Origin of the sequence: Zobellella taiwanensis (assembly GCF_003012795.1) — a bacterium.
Taxonomy (GTDB): domain Bacteria; phylum Pseudomonadota; class Gammaproteobacteria; order Enterobacterales; family Aeromonadaceae; genus Oceanimonas; species Oceanimonas taiwanensis.
In genome coordinates this window covers 300,551-314,463 of sequence record NZ_PXYH01000001.1, presented here as the reverse complement: position 1 = coordinate 314,463, position 13,913 = coordinate 300,551, and the positions used below count along the sequence as shown (strand labels likewise).

Sequence of the window (13,913 nt, the reverse complement as noted above, 5' to 3'; positions counted from 1 at the left end):
CGGACGACATCCTGATCCTGTGCGGCTCACGAGCGGGCGCGGAGAATGCGTTACGGGTGGCCCAGAGCTACCTGGAAGGTGAGCTGAAGCTGACGGTTAACGCCACCAAGACCCACATCGTCCACAGTGATGAGGGGGTGAAGTTCCTGGGTGTGGTGATCCACACGAACTACACCCGTATCCAGGACAAGAAGGTGGTGAAACTCAAGCAGAAGCTGAAAGCGCTGACAAAACGAAACCGGGGCATTGGGCTTGCGGCGATCATCCGCGAGCTGAACCCAGTGCTGCGGGGCTTTGTCAGCTACTTTCGGGTGGCAAACTGCGCGCGGGTGCTGAAGCAGGTAATGAGTTGGTTAAGACGGCGACTGCGCTGCATCCAGCTCAAGCAGTGGAAAAAGCCGGGCCGGCTGCATCGGAGGCTGAAACAACTGGGTTACCAACCCCCGTTCCGGCACATCCGGATGCAAAGCTGGCGCAATGCGGCCTCTCCACTGGCCAGTCTGGCCCTGCCCAACACCTACCTGCACAATGACCTGAAGTTGATAGATCTTGCGAAGGTCAAAACCGGCATCACTGTCCCCGAGTTCGGGGTAAGTTAATGGCATGAGCCGTATACGTGGCCCGTATGTACGGTTCTGTGAGAGGGATGAGGCGGTAACGCCTCACCCTACTCGATATGCTGCCCGCCCTGTGTGGCACGGCGGCGATCCCATCCTGCGTATGCCCCGCTGTTGCGGCCCGGGCGAAGTTGTTATGCTGAGTATCCACTCTATTCGTACGGACGGGCTTTGATGGCAATGGGCGACATAACGCAATGGCTGGGCCGCCACAAGGGGCTGGGCTGGGTGCTGCTGGCGGTGCTGGTGGCCCTGTTCTGGCTGTGGCGGGGCGAACTGTACCAGGCCGCCGGCGAGGCGCCCGCAGCCGAGCCCGGCGTTGGGCCTTCCGCTGCCGAATGGCGGCTGGAGGTGACCGAACTGGTGGCCGAACCCTACCGGCCCAGGCTGAGGTTGCAGGGCCAGTTGCAGCCCTGGCGCCGGCTGGAGGTCAGGGCCCGGATCACGGGCACGGTGACCCGCCTGCCCGAACTCGGCCAGCGGGTGGCCGAGGGCGAGGCCCTGCTCGGCATCAGCCCGGATGATCGCCAGGCCCGGCTGGCCCGGGCCGAGGCGGATCTGGCCCTGCGCCAGGCCGAGCTGACTGCGGCAGAGCGGCTGCGGCGCAACAACCTGACCGCCGAAACCGATTATCTCGCCCGCCGGGCGGCGCTGACCCAGGCCGAGGCCGCCCTCGCCGCTATCCGGCTCGAACTGGAGCACAGCCGGGTGCCGGCGCCCTTTGCCGGCAGCGTGGACCGCCTGCCCCTGGAGTTGGGCGATGTGGTGCAACCGGGCGACAGCCTGCTGACCCTGGTGGATACCGCCTACCTCACCCTGCAGGCCGATGTGCCCCAGCAGCAGGTGGCGGGTCTGGCGCCGGGCCTGCCGGTGAGCGCCGTGCTGCTGGACGGCCGGGAGCTGTCGGGCGAACTGGGGTTTGTGGCCCAGGCCGCCGACGCCGCCACCCGCAGTTATGCCCTGGAGGCCCGGCTTGCCAATCCCGACGGATGGCGGGTGGCGGGCGCCAGCGCCGGGCTCGATATCCGCCTGCCCGAGCAGCGGGCCCACCGGTTGTCGCCGGCCCTGCTGTCGCTGGATGAGGACGGCCGACCGGGCGTGCGGGTGGTGGACGAAGACCAGCGCCTGCGTTTTTTGCCGGTCCGGCTGTTCAGCATTACTCCCGACACCGCCTGGGTTGGCGGCCTGCCGGAACGGGTACGGGTGGTGACCCGGGGAGGCGGTTTTGCCGAACTGGGTGAGCGGGTTGCGGTGGCCGAACGGGAAGCAGCGCCATGAGGGCCATTATCCAGGCGGCGGTGGATCGCGGCCGGGCCACCCTGCTGGCCTTTGTGCTGCTGCTTGTCGGCGGTTACGGTGCCTACCAGGCCATTCCCAAGGAGGCCAACCCGGACGTCACCATTCCCATGATGTATGTGTCCATGGCGCTGGAGGGGATCAGTCCCGAAGACGGCGAGCGCCTCCTGGTGCGGCCCATGGAGCAGGAGCTGCGGACCTTGGAGGGGGTCAAGAAAATGACTTCCACCGCCAGCGAGGGCCACGCCTCCGTGATGCTGGAGTTCGACGCCGGCTTCGATCCCAGGCAGGCGTTGCAGGATGTGCGCGAAAAGGTGGATTCGGCGCGCAGCAAATTGCCGGAAGAGGCGGACGAACCGGTGGTGCACGAAATCAACGTGGCGCTGTTCCCGGTGCTGTCGGTGGCCCTGTCGGGCCCCCTGTCCGAGGCGGAGCTGGTGGTGATCGCCCGCCGGCTGAAGGAGGAGATAGAGGGCATTCCCGAGGTGCTGGAAGTGGATATCGGCGGCGATCGGGAGGATTTGCTGGAGATAGTGGTCGATCCCCAGGTGCTCGACAGCTACGGCATCGACTACAGCCAGCTGTTCAACCTGGTGTCGCGCAACAACCGGCTGGTGGCCGCCGGCAGCCTGGATACCGGCGCCGGCCGGCTGGCGGTGAAGGTGCCGGGGGTGATCGAGAGCCTGGACGATGTGCTCGGGCTGCCCATCAAGGTGGACGGCGACCGGGTGGTTACCTTCGGCGACGTGGCCAGCATCCGCCGTACCTTCAAGGATCCCGCCGGCTTCGCCCGCATCAACGGCGAGCCCGGGGTGGTGCTGGAGGTAAGCAAGCGCGCCGGGGCCAACATCATCAATACCATTGCCCAGGTCAAGGCGCTGCTGGAGCAGGCCGCCGGGCAACTGCCGGAAGGGGTGGCCATCAACTACATCATGGATCAGTCGACCCAGATAGAAACCATGCTGTCGGATCTGCTCAACAATGTGCTCACCGCCGTGGTGCTGGTGCTGGTGCTGATCCTGGCCACCATGGGGCCGCGCTCGGCGGTGATGGTGGGGCTGACCATACCGGGGGCGTTTCTGGCCGGTATCATGCTGATCTGGGTCATCGGCTTCACCATGAACATCATAGTGCTGTTCGCGCTGATCCTGGTGGCCGGCATGCTGGTGGACGGCGCCATCGTGGTGTCGGAGCTGGCCGACCGCCACCTGCACGACGGCCAGACCCCGGCCCAGGCCTGGGTCAATGCCGCCCACCGCATGAGCTGGCCGGTGATCGCCTCCACCGCCACCACCCTGGTGGTGTTTGTGCCGCTGTTGTTCTGGCCCGGGGTGGTGGGGGAGTTCATGAAATACCTGCCCGCCACCGTCATTATCTGCCTGCTGGCCTCGCTGGCGATGGCGCTGATTTTCCTGCCCACCATGGGGGCGGTGAGCCGCCACCGGCCCCGCTACAACGCGCCGGTGACGGTGCCCGGCCTGGCGTTGTACCGGGCCGTGCTCGGCCGGCTGCTGCGCCGGCCCGGACTGACCCTGGCCGCGACCCTGGTGCTGATTGGACTTATCTATGCCGGCTATGCCCGCTTTAACCACGGGGTGGAGTTTTTCCCCGCCATCGAGCCCGACAGCGCCCAGTTGCAGGTGCGCGCCCGGGGCGATCTGTCGGTATACGAGAAGGACGCCATCTTGCGCGAGGTGGAGCGGCGCCTGCTCGGGCTGAGCGAGGTGAAGGCGCTCTATGCCCGCAGCTTCGCCATGCCCGACAACCAGCTCGGCAACGATGTCATCGGGGTGTTGCAGTTCCAGTTCACCGACTGGCACCGGCGCCGCCCGGCCGGCGCCATCAAGGACACCATGGCCGGGCTGACCCGGGACATTCCCGGCGTGGTGCTGGAGTTTCGCGAACAGCAGATGGGCCCGACCGGCGGCAAGCCGGTAGAGCTGCAACTGTGGGGCGGCGACGAGGGTGCCCTGGCGCTGGCCACCGAGCGCCTGCGCGCTGCCATGGCGGCCCTGGGGGGCTTTGTCGACATCGAGGACAACCGCTCCCTGCCGGGCATTGAGTGGCGGCTGGAGGTGGACAGGGAAGCCGCCGCCCGCCTGGGCGCCGACGTGCTGAGCGTGGGCAATGCGGTGCAACTGGTGACCAATGGCCTGAAGCTCGCCAGTTATCGCCCCGAGGACGCCAGCGACGAGGTGGACATCCGGGTGCGTCTGCCCGAGCGCTTTCGTTCCTTCGATCAGCTATCGCTGCTGACCCTGCACACGGCACGCGGCCAGGTGCCGCTCAGCCATTTCGTGACCCTGAGCCCGGCGCCCAACATCGGCACCCTCAACCGGGTGGACGGGCGGCGCACCATCACCCTGCAGGCCGACATTGCCGAAGGGTTCCGCCTGGACGAGCGGCTGGCGGCGTTGCGCAACAGCGGGGTCGAACTGCCCGAGGGCGTTGGCCTGCGGGTGGCCGGAGAGGACGCGGATCAGCGCGAGGCGGGGCAGTTTCTCACCACCGCGTTCGGCGTGGCCCTGCTGCTGATGACGCTGATCCTGGTGACCCAGTTCAACAGCCTGTACCAGACCGCCCTGGTGCTGTCGGCCATCGTCTTTTCCACCGCCGGGGTGCTGATGGGGCTTTTGCTTAACGGTCAGTCCTTCGGCATCGTCATGGTGGGCATGGGCATCATCGCCCTGGCGGGCATAGTGGTGAACAACAATATCGTGCTGATCGACACCTACAACCAGCTGCGGGCCGAGGGCATGGCGCCGGTTGAGGCGGCGCTGGAAACCGGCTGCCTGCGCCTGCGCCCGGTGCTGCTCACCGCCGTCACCACGGTACTGGGGCTGATGCCCATGGTGCTGGGGGTGAACGTGGATCTGCTGACCCCCAGCCTGGGGCTGGGGGCGCCCTCCACCCAGTGGTGGACCCAGCTGTCCAGCGCCATTGCCGGCGGCCTGAGCTTTGCCACCCTGCTGACCCTGCTGCTCACCCCCTGCATGCTGGTGCTGGGGGCTCGCCGTGAGTCGTGAAGCTAAGGGAGGAAGGTAAAGAAATTGGGGCGCGGGCGGGCCGCCTGCGCTCCAGGGCGTTCGGCGAATATCGATAAGCCTGCGGCAGGTCGACGTCACTCGACCAGGGTCTTTGCCTAACCCAGTTCCGCCAGCTGTTGCCGGTAGGGGGCGATATCGCCGATATGCTCCGCCACCCAGTCCGGATGGTAGTAGGTGTCGAGGTAGCGCTCGCCGCCGTCGCACATCAGGGTGACGAGGGAACCCTGCTCGCCCGCCTCCTGCATGCGCCGGGCCAGCTGCAGCGCGCCCCACAGGTTGGTGCCGGTGGAGCCGCCGGCCTTGCGGCCGAGGATCTGTTCCAGCCAGTGGATGGTGGCGATGCTGGCGGCGTCGGGCACCTTGATCATCTCGTCGATCACCTCGGGCAGAAAGGAGGCCTCCACCCGCGGCCGGCCTATGCCCTCGATGCGGCCGCCGGCCCGGCTGGTGAGGCCGGGGTCGCCGTTCTGGTAGCTGTCGTAGAACACCGAATGCTCCGGGTCCACCACCACCAGCCTGGTGTCCAGCCCCAGGTAGCGGATATAGCGGCCCAGGGTGGCGGAGGTGCCGCCGGTGCCGGCGCTCATCACGATGGCCCTGGGCACCGGGTGGGGCTCCTCCGCCATTTGCCGGAAGATGCTCTCGGCGATGTTGTTGTTGCCGCGCCAGTCGGTGGCCCGCTCGGCGTAGGTGAACTGGTCCATGTAGTGGCCGCCGCTCTCCCGCGCCAGCCGCTCGGCTTCGGCATAGACCTCGCCTGCGTGCTCCACAAAATGGCAGCGCCCGCCGAGGCGCTCCACCTGGGCGATTTTGCTGCGGGTGGTGTGGCGAGGCATCACGGCAGTGAAGGGCAGCCCCAACAGCTTGGCGAAGTAGGCCTCCGACACCGCCGTGCTGCCGGAGGAGGCCTCCACCACAGGCGTCCCCTCGCGGATGTTGCCGCTGCAGATGGCGTGCAGGAACAGGGAGCGGGCCAGCCGGTGCTTGAGGCTGCCGGTGGGGTGGGTGCTCTCGTCCTTGAGATAGATGTCGATGCCCGCCAGGCCGGGGATATCCAGCCGGTAGAGGTGGGTGTCTGAGGTGCGCAGCTGGTCGCTGGAAAGGGTGCGCAGGGCGGTGCGGATCCAGTGGTTCATGGTCGGGGTCCCGGTGGTGGTAGGAAGAAATTATATCCCCGCCTTCAGGGAATAAATTTTCCACCTTTCCGCTGTGAGTGGTATTTTTTAGAAAATTTTTCTCCATATTGAAGGTTTATTAGGATGGATAGTTTCGACAGGCACATCCTGGCCCTGTTGCAGCAGGACGCCACCCTGGCGCTGAAGGATCTGGCGGAGGCGGTGAATCTGTCCACCACGCCCTGCTGGAAGCGGGTCAAGCGGTTGGAGGAGGAGGGCTATATCCGCGCCCGGGTGGCGCTGCTCGACGGCGAGCGGCTGGGACTCGGGCTGTCGGTGTTCGTGCAGATCAAGACCCAGCGCCACGACAGCCGCTGGCTGGCCAGCTTTGCCGAGACGGTGACCGCCTTCGAGGAGGTGGTGGAGTTTTATCGCATGTCCGGCGACTGGGACTATATGCTGCGGGTGGTGGTGGCCGACATCAATGCCTACGACCGCTTCTACAAGAAGCTGATCACCAGCACCGAGGGGCTGTCGGATATCACCTCCAGCTTCGCCATGGAGCAGATCAAGTACAGTACGGCGCTGCCGCTCTAGCGCCGCGCCCGCACATGTTCCCCGGGAGTGTGGCCGAGCCATGCCCGGAAGGCGGCGATAAAGGCGGACAGGCTGTCATAACCGCAGGCCAGGGCCACGTCGGTGATGCGTTCGCCCCGCTCCAGCAGGGGCAGGGCGGCCAGCAGCCGGCAGCGCTGGCGCCACTGGCGAAAGCTCATGCCGGTGTCGGCCAGAAAGGCGCGGCTCAGGGTTTTTTCGCCCAACCCCAGGCGGGCGCTGAAATGCCCGAGCGGCAGGGGGCAGTCGGGCTGTGCCGCCAGTTGCCGGCACAGGGGCTGCAGCCGGGGATCCCGGGGCCAGGGCAGCACCAGGTCGCAGGCGGACGCCCCGGCCAATTGGTCGAGCAATACCCGCACCAGCCGGCCTTCGGCGCCGGTCTCGTCGTATTCCACCGCCAAACCGCCGAAGGCCAGGATCAGCTCCCGCAGCAGGGGGCTGATCTCGACCACCTGGCAGGCCCGTGCCGGCAGGGCATCGGCCTCGATATAGAGGCTGCGGATACGGGTGCCGGGCGCAATCTGCACCGCATGGGTCAGTCCCGGCGGTATCCACACCGCCCGGCTGGGCGGCGCCAGGTAACGGGCCCCGGCCGTGTCCACCGTGATCACGCCGCATTCGGCGTAGGAAAGCTGTATCCAGGGATGGCGGTGGGGCCGGTCGATGGCCTGGTTGGGCAGGGACAGGGCCTGGCCCAGCACGGGGCGGGGCAGGCGGCGCAGCCGGGCCAGGGCCTGCAGCGGGTCCGGGGGTATGTCCGTTGGGCGACAATCCATCTCTTTTTGCCGACAAAGTCTGGTTGTCCTTCAGGCTATAGTAGACCGCTTCCAGACTCAACCGGGATAAGGACATGCTTGGCTATCTGCGTTTACTGTTCGACAACTTCACCCTGACCCTGCTGGCGGTGGTGGCCGCCGCCAGCCTGCTGCCGGCCCGGGGACTTGGCGCCCTGTTCTTCGAGGGCCTGACCACCGCGGCCATCGCCCTGCTGTTTTTTATGCACGGCGCCAAACTGTCGCGCCGGGCCATTATCGACGGCGTCACCCACTGGCGGCTGCACCTGCTGGTGTTCGGCTGCACTTTTGTGCTGTTTCCGCTGCTGGGGCTGACGCTCAGGCCGCTGCTGCTGCCGCTGCTGGGCGAGCCGCTCTACCTGGGCGTGCTGTTTTTGTGCGTGCTGCCGGGCACGGTGCAGTCGGCCATCGCCTTTACCTCCCTGGCGGGAGGCAATGTGCCGGCGGCGGTGTGCAGCGCCTCGGCATCCAGCCTGATCGGCATACTGCTGACGCCGCTGCTGGTGGGGCTGCTGCTGCAGGTACAGGCGGACGCCGCCGCCGGCTCGACCCTGGAGGCCATCGGCGCCATCAGCCTGCAACTGCTGCTGCCCTTTGTGGCGGGCCACCTGTTGCGGCCCCGGATCGGCGCCTGGGTCGATCGCCACCGGGCCCTGTTGTCCCGGGTGGATCAGGGCTCCATCCTGCTGGTGGTGTATACCGCCTTCAGCGCCTCGGTGGTGGAGGGGTTGTGGGGCACAGTGTCGCCGGGACAGCTGGCGCGGCTGACGCTGGCCTGCGCCCTGCTGCTGGCCCTGGTGCTGGGGCTGACCGCCTGGCTGGGGCGGCGGCTGGGCTTTGGCCGGGCGGATCAAATCACCATTGTGTTTGGCGGCTCCAAAAAAAGCATGGCCACGGGCGTGCCCATGGCCAAGGTGCTGTTTGCGGGCTCCATGCTGGGCCCCATGCTGTTGCCGCTGATGCTGTTCCACCAGATCCAGCTGATGGTGTGCGCCGTGCTGGCCCAGCGCTATGCCCGGCGGGCGCCGCTCAGAACAGCTGGCTGACGCCCACCATGGCCAGCGGCAGGGCGAAGAAGACGCCGCCGATATAGGCCACCACATAGCCCTTGTTGCGCTGGGCCAGGATGGCCAGGGTTTCGGCCATGCGCACCGGCAGCTGGCGTAGGAAGGGCAGCATGTAGATCAGCACGATGGCGAACAGGTTGAACAGCAGGTGCACCAGGGCAATCTGCAGCGCCACCAGGGCGGAGGCGCCGGTAATGGCGGTGGCGGCCAGCAGGGCGGTGATGGTGGTGCCCACGTTGCTGCCCAGGGTAAAGGCGTATACCTGCTTGAGAGAGAACACACCGGTGCCGGCCAGGGGCACGATCAGCGAGGTGGTGGTGGAGGAGGACTGCACCAGCACGGTGATCAGGGTGCCCGAGGCCATGCCGGACGCCGGGCCCCGGCCTACGGCGGCGTGCAGTATGCTCATGGCCCGGCCCACCAGCAGGGTGCGCAGGATGCGGCCAATCTGGGTGACCACCATCAGGATAAGGCCGATGCCGAGCAGGATCAGCGCCACGCCGGACCAGACCCCCGGCAGCCAGCCGGTGGCGGCGCCCAGCACCTCGCCCGCCGGCGCCAGCAGGGTTTTCATAAAGTTGAGGTTGCTCATGCTGACGCTGGCATCGCTCACCAGCAGGCCGGCGAGCCACTCGGAGCTGGTGGCCAGGGGGCGGAACAGCAGCTCCAGGGGCAGCAATATGGCCACCGCCAGGATATTGAAGCTGTCGTGGATGGTGGCGGCGGAAAAGGCACGGCGGAATTCCTCGCCATTGCGGATGTGGCCCAGGCTCACCAGGGTGCTGGTCAGGGAGGTGCCGATATTGGCGCCCATCACCATGGGAATGGCGATGGCCACGGGCAGGCCGCCGGCGACCATGCCGACAATGATGGAGGTGACGGTGCTGGAGCTCTGGATCAGCGCCGTGGCCACCACCCCGATGATCAGGGCGATAACCGGATTGGAGGCAAAGGCGAACAATTCCTTGGCGTTGCTGCCGGTGGCGGCCTTGAAGCCATCGCCGATGGCGCCCACGGCGGCCAGCAACACATAGACCAGCAGGGCAACCAGCAGCCAGGACAGCCAGCGCGGCAGGGACAGGGCGGCGGGCTGGGGAAGAGCGGTGGATTCGGGGGTCATCAGGCATCCTCGTCGGCGTTGATGGGCGGCACTATGCCGAGGGAATATGACTGTTTTATTACAATGCGACATTTTTGTGACTGTTGCATGACAGCCCGACCGTGCGCCGGGTTTGTCAGCCCGCCCCGGGCGCCGGTACAATCCGGGCCGGCGTTACCGCCACAGGGCCTGGTCCTAAAGGTGCCAGTGACTGTTATCACCCAGGGAAGACCTATGCCTGACCCTTTTTCTTTACCTCCCGGGCCGGACGGCCGGGCCCTAACCCTGATGGTGCAGGGCACCGCCTCGGACGCCGGCAAGACCACCCTGGTGGCGGGGCTGGGCCGGCTGTTCGCCCGCCGCGGCATCAGGGTGGCGCCGTTCAAGCCCCAGAACATGGCGCTGAACAGCGCCGTTACCGTCGACGGCGGCGAAATCGGCCGCTCCCAGGCGCTGCAGGCGGCGGCCTGTCTACTGGCGCCGCAGATCGACTTCAACCCGTTGCTGCTCAAGCCCGAGAGCGACACCCGCGCCCAGGTGATACTGCAGGGGCGGGCGCTGTCTTCGGTGGAAGCGAGCGAGCTGTTCGGCCCCGACAGCCTCAACAACAACAAGGCGCGGCTCTTCGCCGCCATCCTCGATTCCTACCGGCGGCTGTGCGGCCAGCACCAGCTGGTGCTGGTGGAAGGGGCGGGCAGCCCGGCGGAGATCAACCTGCGCCAGGGCGATATCGCCAACATGGGTTTTGCCGAGGAGGTGGACTGCCCGGTGATACTGGTGGCGGACATCGACAAGGGCGGGGTCTTCGCCCAGCTGGTGGGCACCCTGGCGCTGCTGAGCGAATCCGAGCAGGGGCGCATCAAGGGCTTTGTGATCAACCGCTTTCGCGGCGACCTCCGCCTGCTGCAGGATGGCCTGACCATGCTGGAGCGGCTTACCGGCAAGCCGGTGCTGGGGGTGCTGCCCTATCTCACCGATCTCAGGCTGGACGCCGAAGACGCCATCATGCGCACCGCCAGCCGAAGCCTTGAGTCCGAGCCGCTGCGGGTGCTGGCCCTGGTGCCACCGCGCATCAGCAACCACACCGACCTCGAGCCCCTGGGGGCGCATCCGGGGGTGGAGCTGACCCTGGTGCACAGCAGCGAGGCGCCCGGCCGGCTGCCGCCGGCGGATCTCATCATATTGCCCGGCAGCAAGGCGGTGCGCGCCGATCTGGCCTGGCTGCGCCGCCAGGGCTGGGACCAGGCCCTGGCGCGCCACCTGCGCTACGGCGGCAAGGTGCTCGGCATCTGCGGCGGCTACCAGATGCTGGGCCAGCGGATAAGGGATCCGCTGGGTTTCGAAGGCGAGGCCGGCGAAAGCCGGGGCCTGGGTTATCTGCCGCTGGATACCGAGCTAAAAGATCACAAACAGCTGCGCAACGTTACCGGCACCCTGCAACTGGCGGGCGGCCGGGCCCCGCTGCGGGGCTATGAAATCCACTGCGGCGAAAGCCGGCTGCTGGCGCCGGGCGAGCGGCCCTTCGAGCTGGTCCGCGCCGGGGGCGAGACGGCGGCGGACGGCCTGCTGTCGGACGATGGCCAGGTGCTCGGCACCTATCTGCACGGCCTGTTCGACCACCCTGAGGCCTGCGATCGGCTGCTGGCCTGGGCCGGCATCCAGAGCGGCCGGCAGGCCCCGGACCGGGACGCCCTGCGCGAGCAGAGCCTGGAGCGGCTGGCGGATACCCTGGAACAACACCTCAACCTGGAGCTGCTACTGGCTTCGATACAACAAGGATAATGACATGAGTGAACAAGACGACCGCGAGCAGACCAAGGCCCAACGCCACCGGGAGCGCCAGCAGCGGCTGAAGGAAAAGGTGGACGCCAAAATAGCCGCCGCCACCGAGGAGCGGGGCGTGCTGCTGGTGCTGACCGGCAACGGCAAGGGCAAGAGCACCGCCGGCTTCGGCACCGTGGCGCGGGCGGTGGGCCACGGCAAGCGGGCGGCGGTGGTGCAGTTTATCAAGGGAGCCTGGGAGTGCGGCGAGCGCAACCTGCTGGAGCCGGCGGGGGTGCCCTTTTTCGTGATGCGCACCGGCTTCACCTGGGAAACCCAGAACAAGGAGCAGGACATGGCCGCCGCCGAGCAGACCTGGGCCGACGCCGAGCGGCTGCTGGCCGACCCGGCCATCGATCTGGTGCTGCTGGACGAACTGACCTATATGGTCAGCTACCACTACCTGGAGCTGGAGCGGGTGCTGACCGCCCTGAGAAACCGTCCCGCCCACCAGCACGTGGTGATCACCGGCCGCGCCTGCCACCGGGCCCTTATCGAGCTGGCGGACACGGTGAGCGAAGTGCAGCCGGTCAAGCACGCCTTCGAGGCCGGCATCAAGGCCCAGCCGGGATTCGATTACTGAGCGGGCGCCACCCTGGTATGGGATTGAAAGTGAATAAGTATTTTTTATTTTCAATTAAAAATTCACTTTTATCCTGAGGGGGCGAATGTGGTATAAATAGGCCACCCAATACCCTGCCGGAAGATCTTTGTTGACCAATATCGAACACCTGTTTTTGCTCACCGGGGCCCTGCTCTGCCTGAGTGTGCTCGCCACCTTGTTGTCGGCCCGCTCGGGCATTCCCATTCTGTTGATTTTCCTGGTTATCGGCATGCTGGCCGGCGAAAGCGGGCCGGGCGGCATCCAGTTCGAGAGTTATTCCCTGGCCTACACGGTAGGCAACCTGGCACTGGCGGTGATCCTGCTGGACGGCGGCATGCGAACCCGCATGGAAACCTTTCGCGTGGGCCTGCGACCGGCCCTGAGCCTGGCCACCCTGGGCGTGGTGATCACCAGCGGCGTTACCGGTCTTATCGCCGTCTATATCCTTGAACTGAGCTGGCTGCACGGCCTGCTGCTGGGCGCCATAGTGGGCTCCACCGACGCGGCGGCGGTGTTTTCGCTGCTGGGCGGCAAGGGCATGCACCTCAACCAGCGGGTGGGGGCCTCGCTCGAAATCGAGTCGGGCACCAACGATCCCATGGCCATTTTCCTGACCCTGACCCTGATTGCGCTGATCACCGGCGAAATGGACGGCACCGGCGATGCCCTGCTGTTCCTGCTGACCCAGTTCGGGGTGGGGGCCCTGGCCGGCCTGCTGGGCGGCGTTGTGCTGGTGCAGTTGATCAAGCGGGTGGAGCTGGCCGCCGGCCTGTATCCCATACTGGTGACCGGGTTCGGGCTGGTGCTGTTTTCGCTTACCGCCTCCCTGGCGGGCAGCGGCTTTCTGGCGGTCTACCTGGCCGGCCTGGTGCTGGGCAATGCCCGGCTGCGCCATATGGAAGCCATCTTGCCGGTATTCGATGGCCTGGCCTGGCTCAGCCAGATCGGATTGTTCCTGGTGCTGGGGCTGCTGATTTCGCCCGCCGACATGTGGGCCATGGTCATCCCCGCCAGCCTGATTGCCCTGGCGCTTATCTTTATTGCCCGGCCGCTGGCGGTGCTGGCCTCGCTGCTGCCCTTTTTCCGTTTCAATGTGCGCGAGCTCGGCTTTATCTCCTGGGTGGGGCTGCGCGGCGCCGTGCCCATCGTTCTGGCCATCTTCCCGCTGATGGCGGGGATCCCCGAGGGGGATGTGCTGTTTAACGTGGCCTTTTTCGTGGTGCTGATTTCGCTGCTGGTGCAGGGCTCGACCCTGCCGCAAATGGCGCGGCTGCTGGACGTGGAAGTGCCGCCCGAGCCGGCGCCCAAGCGCCGCTCCATGCTGGGCATTTTCCAGGAGGACGACTTCGAGATGTTCCTCTACCAGGTGGACAGCGAATCCCTCGATGGCCTGGTGGTACGCCAGCTCACCTTTCCGCCCCACTGCCGGGTGGCGGCGGTATTCCGGGGTGAAAACCTGCTGCCGGCCTCGGGCAGTACCCGACTGGCGCTGAACGATACCCTGTGCGTGATTGGCCGCAGCAACCACCTGAAAACCCTGAACAACATGTTCGGTGGCGATCTGGATGCGGCACGGGAGAAGGCGCGGGCCTTCTTCGGCGACTTTATCTTGGACGCCGAGGCCCGCATGCAGGACGTGGCCCTGATGTACGGGGTGGACGTGGACGAGAGCGAGGCCCAGCTGAGCCTGGGGGATTTTATGCTGGCGCACTCCAGCGGCCATCCCGTGGTGGGGGATCATTTCATTCGCTACGACATGGTGTGGACGGTGGCGGACGTGGACGGCGACCGGGTGCTCAGGGTGGGCCTGCGCGAACACGAGCTGGACAAGCCCTGAG

Annotated in this window: 11 protein-coding genes; 8 read left to right on the top strand and 3 right to left on the bottom strand. The window is 66.6% G+C overall.

The window, feature by feature from the left end; all coding sequences use genetic code 11:
* The 3 genes from C7I36_RS01340 to C7I36_RS01330 form a co-directional block, all read left to right on the top strand.
* On the top strand, nucleotides 1-599 hold a 599-nt coding region (locus C7I36_RS01340), incomplete at its 5' end, for a group II intron maturase-specific domain-containing protein (protein WP_281258108.1).
* 192 nt (nucleotides 600-791) lie between these two features.
* Nucleotides 792-1,895 carry an efflux RND transporter periplasmic adaptor subunit gene (locus tag C7I36_RS01335; protein ID WP_106451944.1) on the top strand — a complete coding sequence of 368 codons (1,104 nt, stop codon included), beginning with the start codon at nucleotides 792-794 and terminating at the stop codon, nucleotides 1,893-1,895.
* A complete protein-coding gene (locus C7I36_RS01330) occupies nucleotides 1,892-4,939 on the top strand; it encodes an efflux RND transporter permease subunit (protein WP_106451943.1) in 3,048 nt (1,015 codons plus the stop codon). The genes C7I36_RS01335 and C7I36_RS01330 overlap by 4 nt, the downstream gene beginning before the upstream one ends.
* 116 nt (nucleotides 4,940-5,055) lie before the next feature.
* Here the strand turns inward: C7I36_RS01330 and C7I36_RS01325 are convergent, their stop codons facing one another.
* Nucleotides 5,056-6,096: a PLP-dependent cysteine synthase family protein gene (locus C7I36_RS01325; protein ID WP_106451942.1), complete on the bottom strand. Its 1,041-nt coding sequence runs from the start codon at nucleotides 6,094-6,096 to the stop codon at nucleotides 5,056-5,058.
* Between the two features lie 123 nt (nucleotides 6,097-6,219).
* On the opposite strand from C7I36_RS01325, the gene C7I36_RS01320 reads away from it, so the two are divergent.
* A complete protein-coding gene (locus tag C7I36_RS01320; protein ID WP_106451941.1) occupies nucleotides 6,220-6,672 on the top strand; it encodes an Lrp/AsnC family transcriptional regulator in 453 nt (150 codons plus the stop codon).
* Here the strand turns inward: C7I36_RS01320 and C7I36_RS01315 are convergent.
* The gene (locus C7I36_RS01315; RefSeq protein ID WP_106451940.1) at nucleotides 6,669-7,466 is read right to left on the bottom strand and encodes an AraC family transcriptional regulator; all 798 of its coding nucleotides are present in this window, start codon (nucleotides 7,464-7,466) and stop codon (nucleotides 6,669-6,671) included. The two genes, C7I36_RS01320 and C7I36_RS01315, sit on opposite strands and share 4 nt — an antisense overlap.
* 74 nt (nucleotides 7,467-7,540) lie before the next feature.
* On the opposite strand from C7I36_RS01315, the gene C7I36_RS01310 reads away from it, so the two are divergent.
* Nucleotides 7,541-8,530: a bile acid:sodium symporter family protein gene (locus tag C7I36_RS01310; RefSeq protein WP_106451939.1), complete on the top strand. Its 990-nt coding sequence runs from the start codon at nucleotides 7,541-7,543 to the stop codon at nucleotides 8,528-8,530.
* On the opposite strand, the gene C7I36_RS01305 is transcribed toward C7I36_RS01310, so the two are convergent.
* Entirely contained in the window at nucleotides 8,514-9,671 is a 1,158-nt protein-coding gene (locus C7I36_RS01305; protein ID WP_106451938.1) for a Na/Pi symporter, read from the bottom strand. The two genes, C7I36_RS01310 and C7I36_RS01305, sit on opposite strands and share 17 nt — an antisense overlap.
* Before the next feature lie 213 nt (nucleotides 9,672-9,884).
* Here C7I36_RS01305 and C7I36_RS01300 point away from each other — a divergent pair, with 213 nt between their 5' ends.
* From C7I36_RS01300 to C7I36_RS01290, 3 genes are all read left to right on the top strand, one after another.
* Nucleotides 9,885-11,432 (top strand): cobyric acid synthase, encoded by a 1,548-nt coding sequence (locus C7I36_RS01300; RefSeq protein ID WP_245879987.1) that lies wholly within the window; start codon nucleotides 9,885-9,887, stop codon nucleotides 11,430-11,432.
* Nucleotides 11,433-11,436: 4 nt separating this feature from the next.
* Nucleotides 11,437-12,054 (top strand): cob(I)yrinic acid a,c-diamide adenosyltransferase, encoded by a 618-nt coding sequence (gene cobO / locus C7I36_RS01295; protein WP_106451936.1) that lies wholly within the window; start codon nucleotides 11,437-11,439, stop codon nucleotides 12,052-12,054.
* Between the two features lie 130 nt (nucleotides 12,055-12,184).
* The gene (locus tag C7I36_RS01290) at nucleotides 12,185-13,912 is read left to right on the top strand and encodes a potassium/proton antiporter (protein ID WP_106451935.1); all 1,728 of its coding nucleotides are present in this window, start codon (nucleotides 12,185-12,187) and stop codon (nucleotides 13,910-13,912) included.
* The last annotated feature ends 1 nt before the right edge of the window (nucleotide 13,913 follow it).